The sequence below is a fragment of the Lysobacter sp. Root983 genome (assembly GCF_001429345.1).
In the GTDB taxonomy this organism is placed as follows: domain Bacteria; phylum Pseudomonadota; class Gammaproteobacteria; order Xanthomonadales; family Xanthomonadaceae; genus Lysobacter.
In genome coordinates this window covers 448,396-465,282 of the sequence record NZ_LMJO01000017.1, presented here as the reverse complement: position 1 = coordinate 465,282, position 16,887 = coordinate 448,396, and the positions used below count along the sequence as shown (strand labels likewise).

General features: G+C 64.7%; 22 protein-coding genes. 20 read left to right on the top strand and 2 right to left on the bottom strand.

The features are described from left to right. Nucleotides 1-54 precede the first annotated feature (54 nt). The 7 genes from ASE43_RS22715 to ASE43_RS17980 all read left to right on the top strand — a co-directional run bounded on the left by ASE43_RS22715 (nucleotide 55) and on the right by ASE43_RS17980 (nucleotide 6,487). On the top strand, nucleotides 55-768 hold the full coding sequence (locus tag ASE43_RS22715) for a hypothetical protein (protein ID WP_235568791.1): 714 nt from the start codon (nucleotides 55-57) through the stop codon (nucleotides 766-768). A 2,528-nt stretch (nucleotides 769-3,296) separates the two neighbouring features. Then, nucleotides 3,297-3,788, top strand: coding sequence for a hypothetical protein (locus ASE43_RS21970; protein WP_157498876.1), 492 nt, complete (start codon nucleotides 3,297-3,299; stop codon nucleotides 3,786-3,788). Between the two features lie 560 nt (nucleotides 3,789-4,348). Further along, nucleotides 4,349-4,594, top strand: coding sequence for a hypothetical protein (locus ASE43_RS17995; RefSeq protein ID WP_057161413.1), 246 nt, complete (start codon nucleotides 4,349-4,351; stop codon nucleotides 4,592-4,594). A gap of 101 nt (nucleotides 4,595-4,695) precedes the next feature. Next, nucleotides 4,696-4,917, top strand: coding sequence for a hypothetical protein (locus ASE43_RS21965; RefSeq protein ID WP_157500049.1), 222 nt, complete (start codon nucleotides 4,696-4,698; stop codon nucleotides 4,915-4,917). Nucleotides 4,918-4,988: 71 nt separating this feature from the next. Next, nucleotides 4,989-5,435, top strand: coding sequence for a nuclear transport factor 2 family protein (locus ASE43_RS21960; RefSeq protein WP_235568789.1), 447 nt, complete (start codon nucleotides 4,989-4,991; stop codon nucleotides 5,433-5,435). Between the two features lie 52 nt (nucleotides 5,436-5,487). Further along, nucleotides 5,488-5,697 (top strand): hypothetical protein, encoded by a 210-nt coding sequence (locus tag ASE43_RS17985; RefSeq protein WP_056172800.1) that lies wholly within the window; start codon nucleotides 5,488-5,490, stop codon nucleotides 5,695-5,697. A gap of 100 nt (nucleotides 5,698-5,797) precedes the next feature. Further along, complete coding sequence (locus ASE43_RS17980) at nucleotides 5,798-6,487, top strand: WGR domain-containing protein (protein WP_057161411.1); 690 nt, start codon at nucleotides 5,798-5,800, stop codon at nucleotides 6,485-6,487. Nucleotides 6,488-6,506: 19 nt separating this feature from the next. Here the strand turns inward: ASE43_RS17980 and ASE43_RS17975 are convergent, their stop codons facing one another. Then, nucleotides 6,507-6,884: a hypothetical protein gene (locus ASE43_RS17975; RefSeq protein WP_157500047.1), complete on the bottom strand. Its 378-nt coding sequence runs from the start codon at nucleotides 6,882-6,884 to the stop codon at nucleotides 6,507-6,509. After that, nucleotides 6,881-7,384 (bottom strand): DUF2750 domain-containing protein, encoded by a 504-nt coding sequence (locus ASE43_RS17970; protein WP_056172807.1) that lies wholly within the window; start codon nucleotides 7,382-7,384, stop codon nucleotides 6,881-6,883. The genes ASE43_RS17975 and ASE43_RS17970 overlap by 4 nt, the downstream gene beginning before the upstream one ends. 196 nt (nucleotides 7,385-7,580) lie before the next feature. Between ASE43_RS17970 and ASE43_RS17965 the strand changes: the two genes are divergently transcribed. The 13 genes from ASE43_RS17965 to eno all read left to right on the top strand — a co-directional run bounded on the left by ASE43_RS17965 (nucleotide 7,581) and on the right by eno (nucleotide 16,884). Beyond that, nucleotides 7,581-7,994 carry a hypothetical protein gene (locus ASE43_RS17965; protein ID WP_057161409.1) on the top strand — a complete coding sequence of 138 codons (414 nt, stop codon included), beginning with the start codon at nucleotides 7,581-7,583 and terminating at the stop codon, nucleotides 7,992-7,994. 128 nt (nucleotides 7,995-8,122) lie between these two features. Further along, nucleotides 8,123-8,626 carry a hypothetical protein gene (locus tag ASE43_RS17960; protein ID WP_157500045.1) on the top strand — a complete coding sequence of 168 codons (504 nt, stop codon included), beginning with the start codon at nucleotides 8,123-8,125 and terminating at the stop codon, nucleotides 8,624-8,626. A gap of 23 nt (nucleotides 8,627-8,649) precedes the next feature. Continuing rightward, nucleotides 8,650-8,853 (top strand): zinc ribbon domain-containing protein, encoded by a 204-nt coding sequence (locus tag ASE43_RS17955; RefSeq protein WP_162258809.1) that lies wholly within the window; start codon nucleotides 8,650-8,652, stop codon nucleotides 8,851-8,853. 5 nt (nucleotides 8,854-8,858) lie between these two features. Then, a complete protein-coding gene (locus tag ASE43_RS17950) occupies nucleotides 8,859-9,299 on the top strand; it encodes a GFA family protein (RefSeq protein WP_057161520.1) in 441 nt (146 codons plus the stop codon). A gap of 65 nt (nucleotides 9,300-9,364) precedes the next feature. Then, complete coding sequence (locus ASE43_RS17945) at nucleotides 9,365-9,727, top strand: hypothetical protein (protein ID WP_157500041.1); 363 nt, start codon at nucleotides 9,365-9,367, stop codon at nucleotides 9,725-9,727. A gap of 137 nt (nucleotides 9,728-9,864) precedes the next feature. Further along, nucleotides 9,865-10,293, top strand: a complete 429-nt coding sequence (locus ASE43_RS17940; RefSeq protein ID WP_162258808.1) for a lysozyme inhibitor LprI family protein — start codon at nucleotides 9,865-9,867, stop codon at nucleotides 10,291-10,293. Between the two features lie 207 nt (nucleotides 10,294-10,500). Further along, complete coding sequence (locus ASE43_RS17935) at nucleotides 10,501-11,196, top strand: phosphodiester glycosidase family protein (protein WP_057161404.1); 696 nt, start codon at nucleotides 10,501-10,503, stop codon at nucleotides 11,194-11,196. Nucleotides 11,197-11,388: 192 nt separating this feature from the next. Next, on the top strand, nucleotides 11,389-11,814 hold the full coding sequence (locus tag ASE43_RS17930) for a hypothetical protein (RefSeq protein ID WP_057161403.1): 426 nt from the start codon (nucleotides 11,389-11,391) through the stop codon (nucleotides 11,812-11,814). 9 nt (nucleotides 11,815-11,823) lie between these two features. Next, nucleotides 11,824-12,210, top strand: a complete 387-nt coding sequence (locus ASE43_RS17925) for a DUF488 family protein (protein WP_057161402.1) — start codon at nucleotides 11,824-11,826, stop codon at nucleotides 12,208-12,210. A gap of 254 nt (nucleotides 12,211-12,464) precedes the next feature. Then, a complete protein-coding gene (locus ASE43_RS17920; RefSeq protein WP_056172829.1) occupies nucleotides 12,465-14,123 on the top strand; it encodes a CTP synthase in 1,659 nt (552 codons plus the stop codon). Nucleotides 14,124-14,163: 40 nt separating this feature from the next. Next, complete coding sequence (kdsA, locus tag ASE43_RS17915) at nucleotides 14,164-14,997, top strand: 3-deoxy-8-phosphooctulonate synthase (protein WP_056172832.1); 834 nt, start codon at nucleotides 14,164-14,166, stop codon at nucleotides 14,995-14,997. Continuing rightward, entirely contained in the window at nucleotides 14,997-15,530 is a 534-nt protein-coding gene (locus tag ASE43_RS17910) for a hypothetical protein (RefSeq protein ID WP_057161401.1), read from the top strand. Before kdsA ends, ASE43_RS17910 begins: the two co-directional genes overlap by 1 nt. Nucleotides 15,531-15,597: 67 nt before the next feature. After that, entirely contained in the window at nucleotides 15,598-16,884 is a 1,287-nt protein-coding gene (gene eno, locus ASE43_RS17905; protein WP_057161400.1) for a phosphopyruvate hydratase, read from the top strand. Nucleotides 16,885-16,887 lie beyond the last annotated feature (3 nt).

Genomic DNA, 16,887 nt, shown 5'->3' with positions numbered 1-16,887 from the left:
GCATGGGCCTCGCGCGGCGCGCTTGGCGGCGTGCAGGGTTGCGGGGGCCGGTCGATGACCAAGCAAGACAAGTTCATAGCTGTATTTCTCATCTTTCAAGGTCTTGCCGGCATCGCCACGACACTGTGGCTCGCGGTCTTAGGCGGGCTCTCGACGGGCGTCTTGCTGGTTCTGGCCCCCGCCATCGTGACGGCGCTCATCGCGGGCGTCGGCTCTTTCCGCAATCTGTCTTGGGCCAGATCGCTAGGTATCGCGGTCTTTGCCGCTCAAGTGCCTTCATTTCAGACCCCTTGGTTCTTCTACTCGGTCTGGCTTGGCGTGCATCTGAACATCACGCTGGGCTGGATAGACGCCGGGAAGGTGGGCGTCAATTTACTGGCGCTCGCCATGTTGATATGGGCCTTGCTGCGATGGCGCGCGCTTGCGAAGCCAGCCGCATCCGATCCTGTTCGGGGTTCCGCATTGGATGCATGGCAGCCGATCACGGTCGCGGAGCTGGAGCTGCTGGTTGTGGAGCAACTTGAAGCGTGTTCGCCCTCAGAGCGGGCGGCATTCGCTACTCGGCGCGTACCGTTCTACGCCGTTCCGATACGCAGGTACGGCGCCATGGGGTCCGTTCTGGTGGTAGCAGAGCTTCCCGAGGGGCTGCTCTACTACGAGGATGTCGAAGGAGGTTTCGAGATGGGGATTCTCGAGGACGGGGCGCTGCCGGAGGCGCCCTGCCAGCAATTCGAGCTGACTCACTTGCTTCACCGATTGGGGTTCTGAATGTCAACCGGACCGAAACCGACGGTCTCAGGCTGCGGGCAAATGCCGGGCGCTTCTGCGCAGCTCGATCCTTGTGGCCCAGCTTGGGCCATATGAAACAGCTCGCGGCAACTGTGGTGTTTTCGCTTGTGACAGGCTCGGTATCTGCCCACCAAAACCGGATACTGCCCATTAAGGCAGATGGCACTCTGAGCGCGATTCCCGCGACCTATGGGCCGGTTAAGGTGCACATTCCCGTGATCCGGCCAGTTCGCAGGCTTGGACGCAAGTTCGGATAACGTCACCGCGCTTCAGTATCAATCTCAATCGATGCATTCTCGTTAAGCTGAAGAACGTTTCACAAGTTCAAGCCAGTGGTTCGTGGCACCACATGCGCAGTTCGACCAACGACTACTACTCGCTTACCTTTTCGCTACTCGACGGGCGCATTTTGATGGACCAAAGAGCTTGGGATCCTCTGACCGGCGCTTGGCGTGCGCAACTCATAGACCCGGCTGAAAAATGTTCGGACTGGAAGAGCGTGGGCATGTGGCCGGGCAACTCACTCAAGTCGAACCCCCTTATGGGCAGGGCTTAGTTCAGACATCAGGCGCGCCAACGGTTCCTTCGAATGCTCAAATACTTGATCGCCGGAATTGCGCTCGGACTCCTTTCAGCTCTCCTGTCGCTCATGGCGGCCGGCGGTGGGCACGGCTGGAACTCCGCATTGCCGTTCGGGCTTATGTCCCTTGTCCTTTACCCTTGCGTCTCGGTTGCGTATACCAACCGAGGCCCTGGGCTCGGCCTGGTCTTGCTTGCCGTGCTCGCGGTCTTTCTGGATGGGGCGCTGGTTGCAAGGACACTGCGAGAGGGTGTCCATTACATGTACGCGGTTTGGCCCTTCGCCGTTGCTTGGCTTGCGCTTTGGCTGTTCTGGCAAGTGGCGGTTATTGCGGCTCTTGTTCGGCGCCGTCGTCATGGTGTCGCCTAACATTCATGCACGCCGAAGCCGTTTCGCGATTCGGCCTAATTCAGGCGCTAGATCGCACCGGCACCACGCATGAACCTTGAAACATGCCCAGGTTGCGGCGCTGCGTTCCCTCGGCGCGATGGCCCGATGCATCCCTATATGGTGTCGTCGCCGGCCTGCTGGGCGGCCTTCGGCGAGGTCTTGGCGCGCGAGTACAGTGAGCCCGCATTGCTATCGATCCACAGATTGAGCGTGGATGCCTATGCGGTGCAGCATCCAGGCAGCCCCTGCCGACAAAGCATCCAGTCCGTCGGGGTCCACTTGATCCGGCTCTGCCTGTTCCTGGAGCATGGCTTGGCGCCCGACAGGGCCAATGAGGCCATGCTCGCCGCGGGACGGATCAAGCATACGTTTAGTTGGCTCGAGCCACCTTCGGCGCTGGGTGCCGTCACGGTACATGACGTTCTGCAGGCGACGGAAACGTCGGCGCATGCGGCAATGGTGAGGCGCTGGGCGCAGTCGGCTTGGGATGCATGGGGTCCGCATCACGAGAGAGTTAGGCAGTGGCTCGTTCAGTCAAACAATTCGTTCAAGCAGAATCCGCCTCCCGGGCCGGCTTGACTCAGGCGTAGAGCATTCCCAGTGAATTCAACCCCATCGGCATCCAGTCAAAATTTCTTCGCTCGCTGTTGGTCAGGCTCCGCGCGGCTCTGGCAAGCCTACTGGCTGGTAGGCGTCCTCGGGCAATTCGTGGCTTTGGCGGCCTTTGGCGCGGTTGCCTTTGTGCTTGCGCCACTCCGCCAATACTCCGCCCTGTCGAGCCTGTCGGTTAGCCTGCTGTTAGTCGCAATGCTCTTGTTCTACATGGTTTTTGCCTTGGTGAGCATTTGGCGTTGCGCCCACAATGCGAACAGTCCCGTGTGGGGTGGGCTGGCTCGTGTGTCTGTGGCGCTATCGGTAGCGTGGGGCGTGTATGCCGTCTGGCGTGCGTTCTGAGAATTCATCCGGGCTCGCTCGCTGTCGTGAGCTGGCCAAGTTCAGCGCTTGATCCGTAGATGGAAATGTCGTTTCTATCCAAAGAAGAGCTTGATTCGGCCTTTCGGTGGGTCGTAGGAAGTTCCCTGGAGCCAAAAGGCTTCGTGGAGGTAACTCCTAGGAAATGGGTGTGCGACAGGTTCGCTCCGATAAGACACTTATTCACGGTCCAACGACCCATTGCCCGTGCCCGGCGGGTCTGTAGCGTACGATTGTCGAGTTGAATTCAAGACGGCTGGTGGACGTTCTTACTGTGTCGAGCTTTCACAGCTCAATACACCGTAGGCACTACTACGCTTCACTCTGTCCAAACCGCTTCGCGAGTGGGCTGGACTCCGGCGTCGGATGGGTCTCGCGCGGCGATGTTCAAGGGTTGTAAGGCTGGGCTTCGTAGCGACGCTGTCGCCAAGCATGTGGCGCTTGTAATAGGTACTTAGGAATTCAGAGAAGCAGTTCGAGAGTCGGTGAGTCCAGCCGTTCATTAGAGGCGGGGCTGCGCCTGGTCCTATAGTGGGGATATATGAGACGACGTCGAGGCTTTGTCATGCTTGTCTTCTTACTGCTGGCGAGCGTCGCTACCGCAGCGAATGAGCTCCCTGGTGCGGCGGCGAGGAGTTTGTCCGAGCAATCGGTTGCAGGACTAAGGCTTGCCGTCAAGAACGACCCCGGCGCGGGGCGAAAATTCAGCGATTGCGTTATGAGTATTGATGGCGGCTCGATGGCGCCGGCGTATGAGGCATATCTACGCTCCACGCTGACTCAAGAGGAGCTTGATGAAATGAACGCGTTCAGCGGGTCGGATCCAGGGGCTCGCTACAGTTTGTACGCTCGAGAACTGTTCTATAGAAGCAAAGGGGCGGTCATCGATGGTCCGATCCAGTTCAGTCGAGCTGAGATCACGGCAATTAATCGATTTGTAAGCTCTTCCACGGGCCAGAAGTACCTGTGGATAACAGATGTGGCCAACAAGGAAGCGAGCGAGGTCACCCGGAGGGCGACGCAGGATGCGATTGAGTCCTGCCGAAATGGTGGCTGATGGCGCATAGGGCGGGAGTCCGCCGCTTCTTACGAGGTCTGTACGATCTATTGGGACTGAGGGCTCGCCCTCCAATGATTCAATCAAGTCGGGTACGGACGATGGGACACGATCACGACTTCAGTGAGGCAGACTGGCCTTTCGACGTTCCAGTCAACAGCGCGTCGTTCACGACCAGGCATGTCATCGAAGGAACGCTTCCTATTTTGGAGGTGTATCACGACCACGACGGCGAATGGCAATTCATGTGCGGCACGACGAGCGCGTCAGCGGACTGTAAGTTGGTGTGCTTGGGCTGCATGATCGGCCGCGATCCAAGCCGGCTTGATCTGGCCGATATGCCGCCAGGGTGGTGCGCCTACAGGGCCAGCCCGCAAGACGCTTGGTCTAGGGAACCGTACGAAGGCAGCGACGACCCGGAATGAGTGGTCCGTACGGGTTAACATTTGGCCGTTCAGTCGCGAGCAGGGAAGCAGCCGCTACGGTCGCGCCGTCGCTGAGGGGAGCGGCCTAGGCGCCCCGCCTTTCCTGTGAGCCCCACGACATCGGAGGACCGCACCATGACCACCCGCAAGTATTGGATTCCCAGCCTGATCGCCGCCGCCCTGGTGGCGCCGTTGGCGATGGCGCAGGACGCCGCCCAGAACCCGACGGCCGAGCAGGCCGCCGCGCAGGCCCAGAAGAAGGCCGAAGAGGCCGAGAAGGCCAAGGCCGAGCAGGCCGCCAAGGACAAGAAGAAAGACAAGAAGAAGGACAAGGCCGCCGATCCCACCGTCGAGCCCGAGGAAGAGGACGGCAAGCGCTAAGTCCCACCCGATCGGGCGCGTCCGCCAGGGCGCGCCCGTTTCGCCTATGCCGAGCTGGCGCCGCGCGCGCCGACGCGTTAGCGGTAAACGGAGATGCTGGCATGCGGCTTTCGATCAGTCGGACTCTCACCGCTTTGGACGCCGGGCTCATGTGGCGCTTCCACCTGCCGGTTCTGGTCGCGATCGCGGCCCTGCTGATTTTCCCTCCCCGAGTTCCGGACGATGCCTTGGCCGCCGCCGTGTCGGTGCTGATCGTGCTGGCTGGCGTCGGCGTGGGCCTGGCCTGGCAATGGAGCGCGATTCGGCGCAAGCGCAAGGTCTGAGCGCCGCCACGGTGGCGCACGCTTGCGGCTTGCCGCTACATTCCGCAGCTGGCACCCACGCCAGCGACGGCATGCGTATGAATCCAGAGCCCACTCCCTTCCATCAGGTGCTGAGTGCCTACCAAGCCGCCGTGCGCGCCAAGGACGTCGAAGCCTTCCTGACGATGTACGCCGACGACCTGCAGGTGTTCGATATGTGGGGCGGCTGGTCGCTGCGCGGCCTCGAGGCCTGGCGCGAAATGGCGACGGAGTGGTTCGGGGCGCTGGGCAGCGACTATGTCGTGGTCGGCTTCGACGAGGTCGAGGCCAGCGTGGACGGTGCGCTGGCCGTGGGCCACGCCCTGCTCAGTTACACGGCTTACTCCGCAGACGGCCAGCGGCTGCGGTCGCTAGACAACCGGATCACCGTGGCGATGCGCTGGACCGGTGAGACCTGGAAGGTCTTCCACGAGCATACTTCGGCGCCGATCGATCACGAGACCACGAAGGCAGTGTTGCGGCGCGACGGCGGCGGGTAGATCGGGATTCCGTCGCCACGGATCCCGTTGGGGGTTGAACGGAGAATGGACGATGCTGGGCTTGTTGGATCTGATTCTCGCCATCGGCGACCTGCTGATGTCCTGGCGGATGTACGTCGGCCTGGCTGTGACTGCTGGGCTGTGCTGGCTGACCGTATCGGTAGTGCCTAATGAGACCGCGCAGTGGGCGATCTGCGTTCCGGTCGGCGTGGTCGGCTTGATCGCAAGCTTTCTCTGGCAGATTCGTGCCGATCATGGCTAGCGATCGGGCGAATCCAGTCGTGTGCTCGGACGACGTCGATGCACAAATAGGTTAAGCATCGGTCTTTGAGGATGGTTCTGATGCTTCGCGTGGGGGCGAAATGAAACGGCGTGAGTTCTATCTGCAGGACGATCAGTCGAACAAGTACTGGACCGTCGAGGTTCAAGGCAAGGAAGTGGTCACCACCAATGGCCGGATCGGTGCCAAGCCGCGCGAGACGCGCGCCAGCTTCGACGACGCCGGCGCGGCGCTGCGAGAGGCCGAGAAGGAGGTCCTGGCGAAACGGCGCAAGGGCTATCTGGAAGGCGATTTGAGCGCGGTTCCCGAGTACGTCCAGGGCTTGCCGCCGCGCTTCGTTCGGATCAATCACGACGACTATCACGCTCAATACGTCGGCAAGACCGCCGGCGGCGATCAGTTCTTCCTGACCTTCCCGTTCGTGCCGCGGCTGGGCTCCGAAACGGGCGGCGAGTACATCGCGCTGTATCTTTTCGATGAGTTCGGCTTGCTGAAGGAAGCCAAGGTCTACAGCGAGCACGAGCAGGGGCTTACCACCAAGACCGCGATCCAGGAATTCACGGCGCAGCTGCTGGCGGGCCTGGGCAAGTACAAATTCGCCGACATCAAGGTCGCTCCGTTCAGCGTGGAGCGCTTCGGTCGCCCGTTCGGTCTGATCTTCGATCCGGGCGACGAGGACGACGGCAACGACGAGCCCTACATCACCGTGACGGTGGAGCCCGGCAACTACATGGCCTTCAATCCGCCCTGGGATGGGGATTACGACACCTAGGGAAGGGCGCTACTTCGGATTATTCGGCGTCGCTATGGCCTTCGCCCATGCGCGCTTGGGGTGGCCCCAGCGAGCCGTCCGGCTGGATCGGACGAAACCCCTGTGGCGTTGGCATCCACCGTTGCGGCGCAGGTTTGGCCATCTCATCCGGGACGAAGCCGATGCCGCAGGCTTGGCAGTAGAGGCCAGACACGAATTGCTGCAGGGGTGCCTCGGCTACGGCATGCGGCTTCAGGCCGTCGACGCGGAGTTGCCCATGGCATTCGCAGCCAAACCGGGTGTCGGGAGCCTGCTCGAAATGCGCGGAGTCGAACGGCTCGATCAGCAACAGCTTGGGGCGCGTATGCGCGGCGCTTGCGCATTTCGGACAGGCTGGAGTGGAGGCGGGATCTGTCATGTACCTGGTTCCCGAGGTCTGGACCGGTCCGACGGCGCGATCGCGTGCGGCGCCTGGCTTCGCGTCTGGCTTTCGATCTTCTTTCGCAGCTTATTCAAATCCGTAGCCTGCAGACGCAAACCGCCCTGCACGGCTATCAGGTCCTTGCGCAAATCCTCCGGGTCGACGATCGAGCCGTTCAATCGCAGGTCCGGATGCACGAAGGGGCTGGCCGAGCGCTGGATCAGCTCGTCGGTGTACGCCTCCAGCCACGTACCCAGTTCGATGGCATCGACGTCGGCCTCGCCCGGAAACGCGGCACGGTTGGCCTTGAGGCTTTCCTCCGCGCTACTCCGGGTCGGCCACAGCAGAAACAAGGCGCTGCGGCGGCCGGAGGGATCGTCCGCCGTAGCCCAGGTTTCACCGCGCCAGATCCCCCATAGGCGCCCGGACGACACCACCGTCTCCAGAAAGGTCCGGTAGCGCTCGTGGTCGTCAGCGTTCGTGTCTGTGTTGGTCATCCGGCGACTCCCTGAAACCTGGATCGATCGGGTCCGGATATCATGCGCCTGTTGACGGCCGTCGCGAGTAGCGCGCCCCGGCGGAAGCGACGCAGCCCTTCGATCCGCGCGGTGGCTCGGCTTCGGTATCGACGGGCTAAACTAACGTGGCAACGCAGGTCGGGTTCGGACAATTCGCGATCAGGAGTCGTGCTCAGTGATAGCCGTCCTTTTGTTGGTCGTGAGCGCGGCGGTGCTGCTCACGCTCGGTACCATCCACCTGGTCATCACCTTCGTCGGCCCCAAGCTGCGCCCGCGCGATCCGGCGCTGGAGGCGCGGATGCGCGAGGTGTCGCCGGGCATCACCCGGCAGGCCAGCATGTGGGGTTTCTGGGTCGGCTTCAATGTCAGTCACAGCCTGGCGGCGATGCTGTATGGCCTGATCTACGGATATCTCGCCATCGCGCATCCCGAAGTGCTCTTCTCCTCGGCTTATCTGCTCACGGTCGGCGCGTTGATGTTGGGCACCTTGTTCGTGGTGGCCAAGATCTACTGGTTCAGGGCGCCGCTGATCGGTATCGCGATTTCGCTGCTGTGTTACCTCGCAGGCGTGGCGGTCGCGCTGTCTTAGTTGCGACCTGCGCGGTTGGGACGGAGAGCGCTGGAACCCTCGGCCGATACTTGCCGTTTCGGCGCTGCTAGCCCGATAGTTGGCTCAGGCCGGGCGTCTCGCCCGCAGCCGGATGGGAGACTGGGCGCGTGAAACTTCTTCGGTGCGGGTTCGTCCTCGCGATGCTTGCTGCGCCCATCGCCGTGATGGCCGGTCAGCGCCCCGCCCAAGTGGCGGCGGATTTCTATCGACTGGCGATCCATCCCGACCGACCCGAGCCCGTACAGGGGCGGTTCGCGACGATGGCTCCGCTGTTGGGCGAGGATCTTTACCGGGCTTTGGCCGCATACGACGTGTACGAGAACGCCTGCGCACGCATCACCCCGCGCGGCATCAAGCCCTACATGCTCGATCAGAATCCCTTTTTTTGGGGTGCGGACGAAGCCGACGCGATGGTGGCGGCGACTGAGCGGGTCGACCGCGATGTCGCACGGGTCTGGGTCGCTTTAGTCGACGATGATGTGCGCTGGACCGATGCAGTGCTGCTGGGCAAGCAGCGCGGGCGCTGGGTGATACTCGACATCCGGTGGCAGGAGGGTGGCTCGCTGACCGAAAGGTTGATGGAATTCGCGAGCCATCGTTGCACCCCCTGACCATGCAACCCGAGGAGAACGGCATGTCATCCTTCCGCTGCGTCAAATGTAACGGCGAGTCCTGCACCGTAGGCGAGCTGCGCGCGGCCGGCGGTCTGGTTTCCTCGGTGCTCGACGTGTCGACCAACAAGTTCAAGTACGTCAGTTGCGAGACCTGCGGCTATACCGAGTTCTATCGCGCCGACCTGTCGTCGCGCGCCCAGATCTTCGACCTCCTGGTGGGATGAGCGCGATGTCGAGCCCCCTATCGGCTGCATCCTCGCTGGCCGGTGGCTGCCACTGCGGTTCGGTGCGGCTTGTCTACACCAGCGCGCTGCTGCCGGCGGACACTCATCCGCGCGCCTGTGACTGCAGCTTCTGCCGCATGCATGGCGCGGCCTATGTTTCCGACCCGGCCGGCGCGCTGCGCATCTCCGTGGCCGACGCGCAGACTTTGCAGTCGTACCGCCAAGGCTCCGAGGCCGCCCTGTTCCGCTTGTGCGGGCGTTGCGGCGTGCTGGTGGCGGTGACTTACGAGCAGGACGGCCGCATGTACGCGGCGGTCAACGCTGGCTGTCTGGACGAGCGCGACGCTTTCGCCCCGGCCGTCGGGGCCTCGCCCCAGCTCTTGAGCCGGGAGCAGAAGATCGGTCGCTGGACCCAGTTATGGGTGCCTGAGGTCGAGTGGGCGTGAGCGGGCGGCTGGCGGGCCCGTCCCGTCGGGCGAAGGACCGCCGGAAATGAATTAGGATGCGCGGCATGTCCAGAATCGACCGCCTGTCGGACCTATTCGCGTCGCCGCGTTCGCGTTCGTGGTTGTATTTCGCCACCGCGTTTGCGACGCCGCTACTGGCCTATGCGGTGCTATGGGCGGTGGACACGGGCTCGTCGGATGCCGTCGGCGGCGTGCATTGCGGCTTGCTGGGCTTGCTGTGGATGATCGTATCGGTGGTGGTGTCGATCACGCTGTTCTCGGCGGCGTTCTTCGCCGCGCTCATGGCTTACCTCGACTCGTCCAGTCGGTCGCTCGCTCGCGCCATGGAATTCCTGGGCATCGGCCTGCCGTTCATTGCAATGTGCGCAGGCTTGATCGGGGTGCTGGTGCTGAAATTGACGATCTGATCGACGCGGCGCGGACCTCCATGTCGAATGCGCGGAGTGTTCCGGTCGGCTGACGCGGCTCGGTTCGGCGCATGGCCTGCCAATCGCCTTGAGATGGATCCCCGCGCCGGCGGAGAATGCCGGCAACAGGGGGCACGATGAAACTTGAACCGGCATGGCTACTCGGCCTGCTTTTGATCGCCGGGCGAGCGCCCGCCGAGACCGCTCAGGCGCCTACGGACGACCAAGTGCTGCGCGCCTGCGCCGAAGAGGCGCAAAGGAGCGACGATCCGGTTGGCCGCAGCATGCGCTGCCTGCGCGAAGCCCGTGAGCGCGTCCAGCACCAGCTGGACGACACCTATTACCGCTTGAGCCGGAGCTTGCCACCGGCGCAGCGCGAGAAGCTGGTGGCCAGCCAGGTGGCCTGGTCCCGCTACTACGATGCCCAGACCGAGTTGACCATGGCGCGCGGGCTCGAGTTGGACAACGTGATCGAGTACCTGCGGATTCGGATGATGTGGTTCCGTCTCGAGGAGCTGAATGCGCAGAACCGGATAACGTCGGCCATTTCGGAGCGTGGGGAGTAAGCCACGGCTCTGGATTTTCGCAGGCGTGCGGCCGCTGCATCAGCGCGGATCGATGCACCGCCGCGTCCTTGGTGCTCGACGCGGCACGGGCGATCGTGTTGAGGACGCCAGGGCTGGAGACCGCCGATGACCCACAAGCTCGCCGATATCGTCTTGGGTGCCGCCGCGACGATCGCCTGGCGGCGATCCGGCGTTAGGATGGGCCTCATGAAAGCAGGGTTCTTGTTCGCATTGGCGGCGTTCTTCGGTCTGGCGCACGCGCGCGAGCCGCGCTACACCGTGATGCGCGTGGACACCCGCAGCGAGGATCTGCGCCTGTTCCTGCGCGACGAGCAGGGCGCGCCGCTGCATCGGCTCAAGCGTCTGGATACCTGGTTGAAGTCGCAAGGCAAGCGTCTGCGTTTTGCCATGAACGCCGGCATGTACGAGCCCGACTACGCGCCGGTCGGGCTGTACGTGGCCGACGGCCGCCAGCTCGCGCCGCTGAACCTGGCCGAGGGCGAAGGCAACTTCTACCTCAAGCCCAACGGGGTGTTCCTGCTCGGCGCCGACGGCCCCAAGGTCGTGGAATCCTCGCGTTATCCGGCGCTGGCCTCGGGCGTGCGTCTGGCCACGCAGTCCGGGCCGCTGCTGTTGCAGCAAGGCGCGATCCACCCGCGTTTCGACCCAGGCTCGAAGTCGCGTCAGATCCGCAACGGCGTCGGGGTCGACGGCGAGATCGCCTATTTCGTGATCAGCGAAGATCCGGTCACCTTCTACGAATTCGCGCAGTACTTCCGCGACACCTTGAAGTGTTCGGACGCGCTCTACCTGGACGGCGCGATCTCCGGCCTGTACGCGCCGGCGCTACGCCGCTACGACTCCGGCCCCAAGCTGGGGCCGATGGTGGGCGTGGTGGAGTAGGGCGGACCGCGCGTTTTCGCGCGGCCCCGCCGTGGACGCCGCGCCGCGCGCGGTTTCGGGTAGCGCCCGAGGGGGCCGCGGGTACACGCACGCGCTACCTGGCCGATCGCTGCCGGCAAGTACGCCGCGCGCCGTGGCTGCGGGCATAGATTGGTCCGCGACCTGGGACATCGGCGAACGCCGGGAGGATGTATGAAGCGGATCTTGATCGCGCTGGCGCGGGTCGTCGCCGGCTTGTGCATCCAGCTGGGCGGCATGTATCTGGCGGTGTTGATCAGCTTCGACCTCGACGGCAGCGGCCCGGATTGGCTCTGGCTGGTCGGACTGGGCTTCCTGGGCCTGGCCGGGATGGTCGCCGGCTGGATCGCGGGGCGCTATCTGATGGCCCCGGCGCTGATCCTGTTCGTGCTGGTGTGGACGGAACTGTGCGAGTACGACCAGTTGGTCTATATGACGCCGAGCGAAGCGCTCGATGCGTATCTGGGCGACATGATCTTTATGGCCTTGTGCTGCGCGGTCCTGGCTGGCGGTATCGCCCTGGGCTATCGTGATGCGCGACGCACCTGGCCCGGCCTGTCCGCGCGAGCGCCGGGACGCGTTGGGACTGGATCCGCCTAGGAGGCCGCCATGGCCGTACGCATCGTCAGACTCGGCAGCCCGCGCGCGCCCGGCGAGGGCCTGCGCATCGGCACGGTGCGGCGGCCGCCACGCGGCGTACCCAAGAGCGAGTTCGCCCGTCAGGACTGGTACGACGTCTGGTTCCCGAATCTCGCGCCCAGCCTGGACACCATGAAGCAGGCCCAGGCCGCGCAGACGCCGGCGCAATGGACCGCCTTCGTACGCAAGTACAAGGCCGAAATGGCCGTGCCGGACGCCAGCCATGCGCTGCAGTTGCTGGCGACCCTATCCCAGGACAGCGACTTTTCGGTCGGTTGTTACTGCGAGGACGAGGCGCACTGCCACCGGTCGGTGCTGCGGGCGCTGTTGGTGGAGCGCGGCGCGAAGTTGGCCTAGGGCGCCGGGACCGCCGCCTTGGGGTAGGAGCGGCGTGAGCCGCGACCCTGAAATCCGGTCGGGCGGCGCGGTCGCGGCTCACGCCGCTCCTACCCCGGAGCGGGCTCGCGGCGGGGGCTGGCAGCTCGGCCCCGAGCGCGGAAAGCCAGTCAGGACGGGCTTTGCGCCCGATTCGGCCGGTCGGCGCCGCTGTCAAGCAGTCGCGGGCCGGCCGCCTTGCCGGTAAACTACGGCTTTCCAGCGGCAGTAAAACCATGACTCCCCTGATTTTCGTCACCGGCGGCGTGGTGTCCTCGCTAGGCAAGGGCATTGCGGCAGCCTCGCTGGCGGCCATCCTCGAATCGCGCGGCCTGCGCGTGACGATGATGAAGCTCGACCCCTATATCAACGTCGATCCGGGCACGATGAGCCCGTTCCAGCACGGCGAGGTCTACGTCACCGACGACGGCGCCGAGACCGACCTGGACCTGGGCCACTACGAGCGCTATCTGCGCACCCGGCTCAGCCGCAAGAACTCGATCACCACCGGCCGCATCTACGAGAACGTGATCCGCAAGGAGCGCCGCGGCGACTACCTGGGCGGCACCGTGCAGGTGATCCCGCACATCACCGACGAGATCAAGCGCTGCATCGTCGAGGCCACCGAAGGCTACGACGTGGCCCTGGTCGAGGTCGGCGGCACGGTCGGCGACATCGAGTCGCTGCCGTTCCTGGAAGCGATCCGCCAGCTGCGTACCGAGCGCGGCCCCGAATACGCCTTGTTCATGCACCTGACCCTGGTGCCGTTCATCGCCGCCGCCGGCGAGCTCAAGACCAAGCCGACCCAGCACTCGGTCAAGGAACTGCGTTCGATCGGTATCCAGCCCGACGTGCTGCTGTGCCGCAGCGAACAGCCGCTGCCCGACAGCGACCGCCGCAAGATCGCGCTGTTCACCAACGTGCCCGAGCGCGCGGTGATCTCGGCGGTCGATCTGGACAACATCTACAAACTGCCGGAGTGGTTCCACGAGCAGGGCCTGGACGCGATCGTGCTCGAACGCCTGCGCGTCAACGCCGGTCCGGCCGACCTGCGCGAGTGGCACGAAGTGGTCGACGCCACCGAACACCCGGTGGACGAAGTCTCGATCGCGGTGGTCGGCAAGTACATCGACCATCAGGACGCCTACAAGTCGCTGGCCGAGGCGCTCAAGCACGGCGGCCTGCGCCAGCGCACCAAGGTCAAGCTGAAGTGGCTGGAGTCCAGCGAAATCGAGCGCGACGGCGTCGAGTCGCTGAAGGGCGTGGACGGCATCCTGGTGCCGGGCGGTTTCGGAGACCGCGGCTTCGAGGGCAAGGTCGCGACCGCGAAGTTCGCGCGCGAAAACGGCATCCCCTACTTCGGCATCTGTTACGGCATGCAGGCGGCGGTGGTCGATTACGCGCGCCATGTCGCCGGCCTGGACGGCGCCAACAGCACCGAGAACGACAAGGCCTGCGCGCATCCGGTGATCGGCCTGATCACCGAGTGGCGCACCGCCACCGGCGAGGTCGAGCGCCGCAGCGAGGACAGCGACCTGGGCGGCACCATGCGCCTGGGCCTGCAGGATCAGCGCATCAAGCCCGGCACCCTGGCGCGCGAGCTGTACGGCAAGGACGTGGTCGGTGAGCGTCACCGCCACCGCTACGAGTTCAACAACCGCTATCGCACTCAGCTCGAGGACGCCGGCCTGGTGATCGCGGCCAAGTCCATGGACGATCTGCTGGTGGAGATGGTCGAACTGCCAAGGTCGCAGCACCCGTGGTTCCTGGCCTGCCAGGCGCATCCGGAATTCCTGTCGACCCCGCGCGACGGCCACCCGCTGTTCATCGGCTTCGTGCGCGCCGCGCGCGAGGCCAAAGCCGGCGGCCGCCTGCTCAAGGAAGCCAGCGCATGAAGCCGGTCCTCAATCGTTCGATCCCTGACGGAGCTGCCCGATGAATTTGTGCGGATTCGAAGTCGGCCTGGACCGGCCGTTCTTCCTGATCGCCGGCCCTTGCGTGATCGAATCGATGCAGTTGCAGCTCGATGTCGCCGGCCAGCTCAAGGAGATGACCGGCGAGCTCGGCATCCCCTTCATCTTCAAGTCCAGCTTCGACAAGGCCAACCGCACCTCGGCGACGAGTTTCCGCGGCCCGGGCATGGAGGAAGGTCTGAAGGTGCTGGCCGAGGTCAAGCGCCAGCTCGATCTGCCGGTGCTGACCGATGTGCACGAGTACACGCCCATGAACGAGGTCGCCTCGGTCGTGGACGTGCTGCAGACCCCGGCCTTCCTGTGCCGGCAGACCGATTTCATCCAGAACGTGGCGCGCGCCGGCAAGCCGGTCAACATCAAGAAGGGCCAGTTCCTCTCGCCCTGGGAGATGAAGCACGTCACCGCCAAGGCCAAGGCCGTCGGCAACGAGCAGATCATGGCCTGCGAACGCGGCGCCAGCTTCGGTTACAACAACCTGGTCAGCGACATGCGCTCGCTGTCGGTGATGCGCGACACCGGTTGCCCGGTGGTGTTCGACGCCACCCATTCGGTGCAGCTGCCCGGCGGCATGGACGGCAAGTCCGGCGGCCAGCGCGAGTTCGTGCCGGTGCTGGCGCGCGCGGCGATGGCGGTGGGCATTTCCGGCATCTTCATGGAAACCCATCCGCGCCCCGAGGAAGCCCTGTCCGACGGTCCCAACGCGGTGCCGCTGCCGAAGATGCGCGCGCTGCTGGAAACGCTGGTGGAGCTGGACCGCATCACCAAGAAGAACGGCTTCCTCGAGAGTTCGTTCTGATGGGCCCCGGCGGCGACAGACGTCGCGGCAGGCGGATCACCGCGTTCGCGGCCGCGCCCTTGGCGTTCGCCTTCGCGGCGAGCGCCGCGCCCGCGCCGCCGCCCGCCGCGCCCGTTCCGGCCGAGACCGCCGACGAGACCCTCTATATGTCGCTGGCCGACCTGACCGGCGAGCTCTACAAGTGCGTCGGGCCCTACATGCAGGAAGTCGGCGGCCCCAAGGTCGCGGCCAAGGTCTACGCCGCCGGTCGCTATCCGGCCCTGGTGGTCAGCGCGTCCAGCGTGCTGGGTTCCGGCCATCTGACCGTGCTATCGGCGCGCGACAACCCCGCCGGCAGCGTCGGCCAGACCCAGTCGTTGATCGTCGCGATGGGCATGCTGGGCAGCAGCGATGCGAACTCGATTCGCCAGAACCTGCTCAGCGCCAAGGCCGTGGCCATCGTCGCGACCGAGATCGCGGGCGTCAGCGAGGGCCGCTGCAAGGTGTCGCCCGAGCTGACCGCCGCGATCGCGCGCGTGCCGCCCGAGCCCTGAGCCCGAACTTGCGTCGCCGCCGCGAATTTCATTCCATACCCCTCAATCTCCGGTCCCATTCCCGCCCATGACCACGATCACCAAGATCCACGCCCGCGAAATCCTCGACAGCCGCGGCAATCCCACGCTGGAGGCCGAGGTCACCCTGGCCGACGGCAGCTTCGGCCGCGCGATGGTGCCCTCGGGCGCCTCCACCGGCAGCAAGGAAGCCGTGGAGCTGCGCGACGGCGACAAGACCCGCTACCTGGGCAAGGGCGTGCGCAAGGCGGTGGAGAACGTGAACACCGCGATCGCCCAGGCGCTGACCGGCTTCGACGCCGCCGACCAGACCGGTCTGGACCGTCGCCTGATCGACCTGGACGGCACCGAGAACAAGGGCCGCCTGGGCGCCAACGCGCTGCTGGGCGTGTCGATGGCCAATGCGCATGCGGTTGCCGCGTCGAAGAAGCTGCCGCTGTGGCAGTACCTGGCCAACGGCCGCGCGCCGGTGCTGCCGGTGCCGATGATGAACATCATCAACGGCGGCGCGCATGCCGATAACAACGTCGATCTGCAGGAGTTCATGATCCTGCCGGTGGGCGTGCCCAACTTCGCCGAGGCGCTGCGCGCCGGCGCCGAGGTCTTCCACGCGCTCAAGTCGGTGCTCAAGGGCCGCGGCCTGAGCACCGCGGTCGGCGACGAGGGCGGTTTCGCGCCCGACCTGCGCAGCAACGAGGAAGCGCTGGAAACCATTCTGGAAGCGATCGGCAAGGCCGGATACAAGGCCGGCGAGGACATCCTGCTGGGTCTGGACGTGGCCTCCACCGAGTTCTACGACAACGGCAAGTACCACCTGGTGGGCGAGGGCAAGCGCCTGACCAGCGAGCAGTTCGTCGACTTCCTGGCCAACTGGGCCGCGCAGTATCCGATCGTGACCATCGAGGACGGCATGTCCGAGGACGATTGGACCGGCTGGAAGCTGCTCACCGAGAAGATCGGCCACAAGGTGCAGCTGGTCGGCGACGACCTGTTCGTGACCAATCCCAAGATCTTCCAGGAAGGCATCGACAAGCACGTCGCCAACGCGATCCTGATCAAGGTCAACCAGATCGGCACCCTGACCGAGACCTTGGAAGCGATCGCCATGGCGGACGCGGCCAAGTACGCGGCCGTGGTCTCGCACCGTTCGGGCGAAACCGAGGACACCACGATCGCCGACATCGCCGTGGCCACCACCGCGACCCAGATCAAGACCGGCTCGCTGTGCCGCAGCGACCGCGTCGCCAAGTACAACCAGTTGCTGCGCATCGAAGAACAGCTGGGCGCCGCGGCCCGTTACGCCGGCCGCGACGCGTTCGTGTCCTTGAAGCGCTGAGCG

Bases quoted from the DNA above. Each gene is read 5' to 3' on its own strand.
- ASE43_RS17940 (WP_162258808.1), top strand. From the start codon at position 9,865: ATGAAACTTGAACCGGCATGGCTACTCGGCCTGCTTTTGATCGCCGGG.
- ASE43_RS21960 (WP_235568789.1), top strand. From the start codon at position 4,989: ATGCGTATGAATCCAGAGCCCACTCCCTTCCATCAGGTGCTGAGTGCC.
- ASE43_RS17935 (WP_057161404.1), top strand. From the start codon at position 10,501: ATGAAAGCAGGGTTCTTGTTCGCATTGGCGGCGTTCTTCGGTCTGGCG.
- ASE43_RS17955 (WP_162258809.1), top strand. From the start codon at position 8,650: ATGTCATCCTTCCGCTGCGTCAAATGTAACGGCGAGTCCTGCACCGTA.
- kdsA (WP_056172832.1), top strand. From the start codon at position 14,164: ATGAATTTGTGCGGATTCGAAGTCGGCCTGGACCGGCCGTTCTTCCTG.
- ASE43_RS17910 (WP_057161401.1), top strand. From the start codon at position 14,997: ATGGGCCCCGGCGGCGACAGACGTCGCGGCAGGCGGATCACCGCGTTC.
- ASE43_RS17995 (WP_057161413.1), top strand. From the start codon at position 4,349: ATGACCACCCGCAAGTATTGGATTCCCAGCCTGATCGCCGCCGCCCTG.
- eno (WP_057161400.1), top strand. From the start codon at position 15,598: ATGACCACGATCACCAAGATCCACGCCCGCGAAATCCTCGACAGCCGC.
- ASE43_RS17950 (WP_057161520.1), top strand. From the start codon at position 8,859: ATGTCGAGCCCCCTATCGGCTGCATCCTCGCTGGCCGGTGGCTGCCAC.
- ASE43_RS17930 (WP_057161403.1), top strand. From the start codon at position 11,389: ATGAAGCGGATCTTGATCGCGCTGGCGCGGGTCGTCGCCGGCTTGTGC.
- ASE43_RS17980 (WP_057161411.1), top strand. From the start codon at position 5,798: ATGAAACGGCGTGAGTTCTATCTGCAGGACGATCAGTCGAACAAGTAC.
- ASE43_RS21970 (WP_157498876.1), top strand. From the start codon at position 3,297: ATGCTTGTCTTCTTACTGCTGGCGAGCGTCGCTACCGCAGCGAATGAG.
- ASE43_RS17925 (WP_057161402.1), top strand. From the start codon at position 11,824: ATGGCCGTACGCATCGTCAGACTCGGCAGCCCGCGCGCGCCCGGCGAG.
- ASE43_RS17945 (WP_157500041.1), top strand. From the start codon at position 9,365: ATGTCCAGAATCGACCGCCTGTCGGACCTATTCGCGTCGCCGCGTTCG.
- ASE43_RS17975 (WP_157500047.1), bottom strand. From the start codon at position 6,884: ATGACAGATCCCGCCTCCACTCCAGCCTGTCCGAAATGCGCAAGCGCC.
- ASE43_RS22715 (WP_235568791.1), top strand. From the start codon at position 55: ATGACCAAGCAAGACAAGTTCATAGCTGTATTTCTCATCTTTCAAGGT.
- ASE43_RS21965 (WP_157500049.1), top strand. From the start codon at position 4,696: ATGCGGCTTTCGATCAGTCGGACTCTCACCGCTTTGGACGCCGGGCTC.
- ASE43_RS17985 (WP_056172800.1), top strand. From the start codon at position 5,488: ATGCTGGGCTTGTTGGATCTGATTCTCGCCATCGGCGACCTGCTGATG.
- ASE43_RS17920 (WP_056172829.1), top strand. From the start codon at position 12,465: ATGACTCCCCTGATTTTCGTCACCGGCGGCGTGGTGTCCTCGCTAGGC.
- ASE43_RS17970 (WP_056172807.1), bottom strand. From the start codon at position 7,384: ATGACCAACACAGACACGAACGCTGACGACCACGAGCGCTACCGGACC.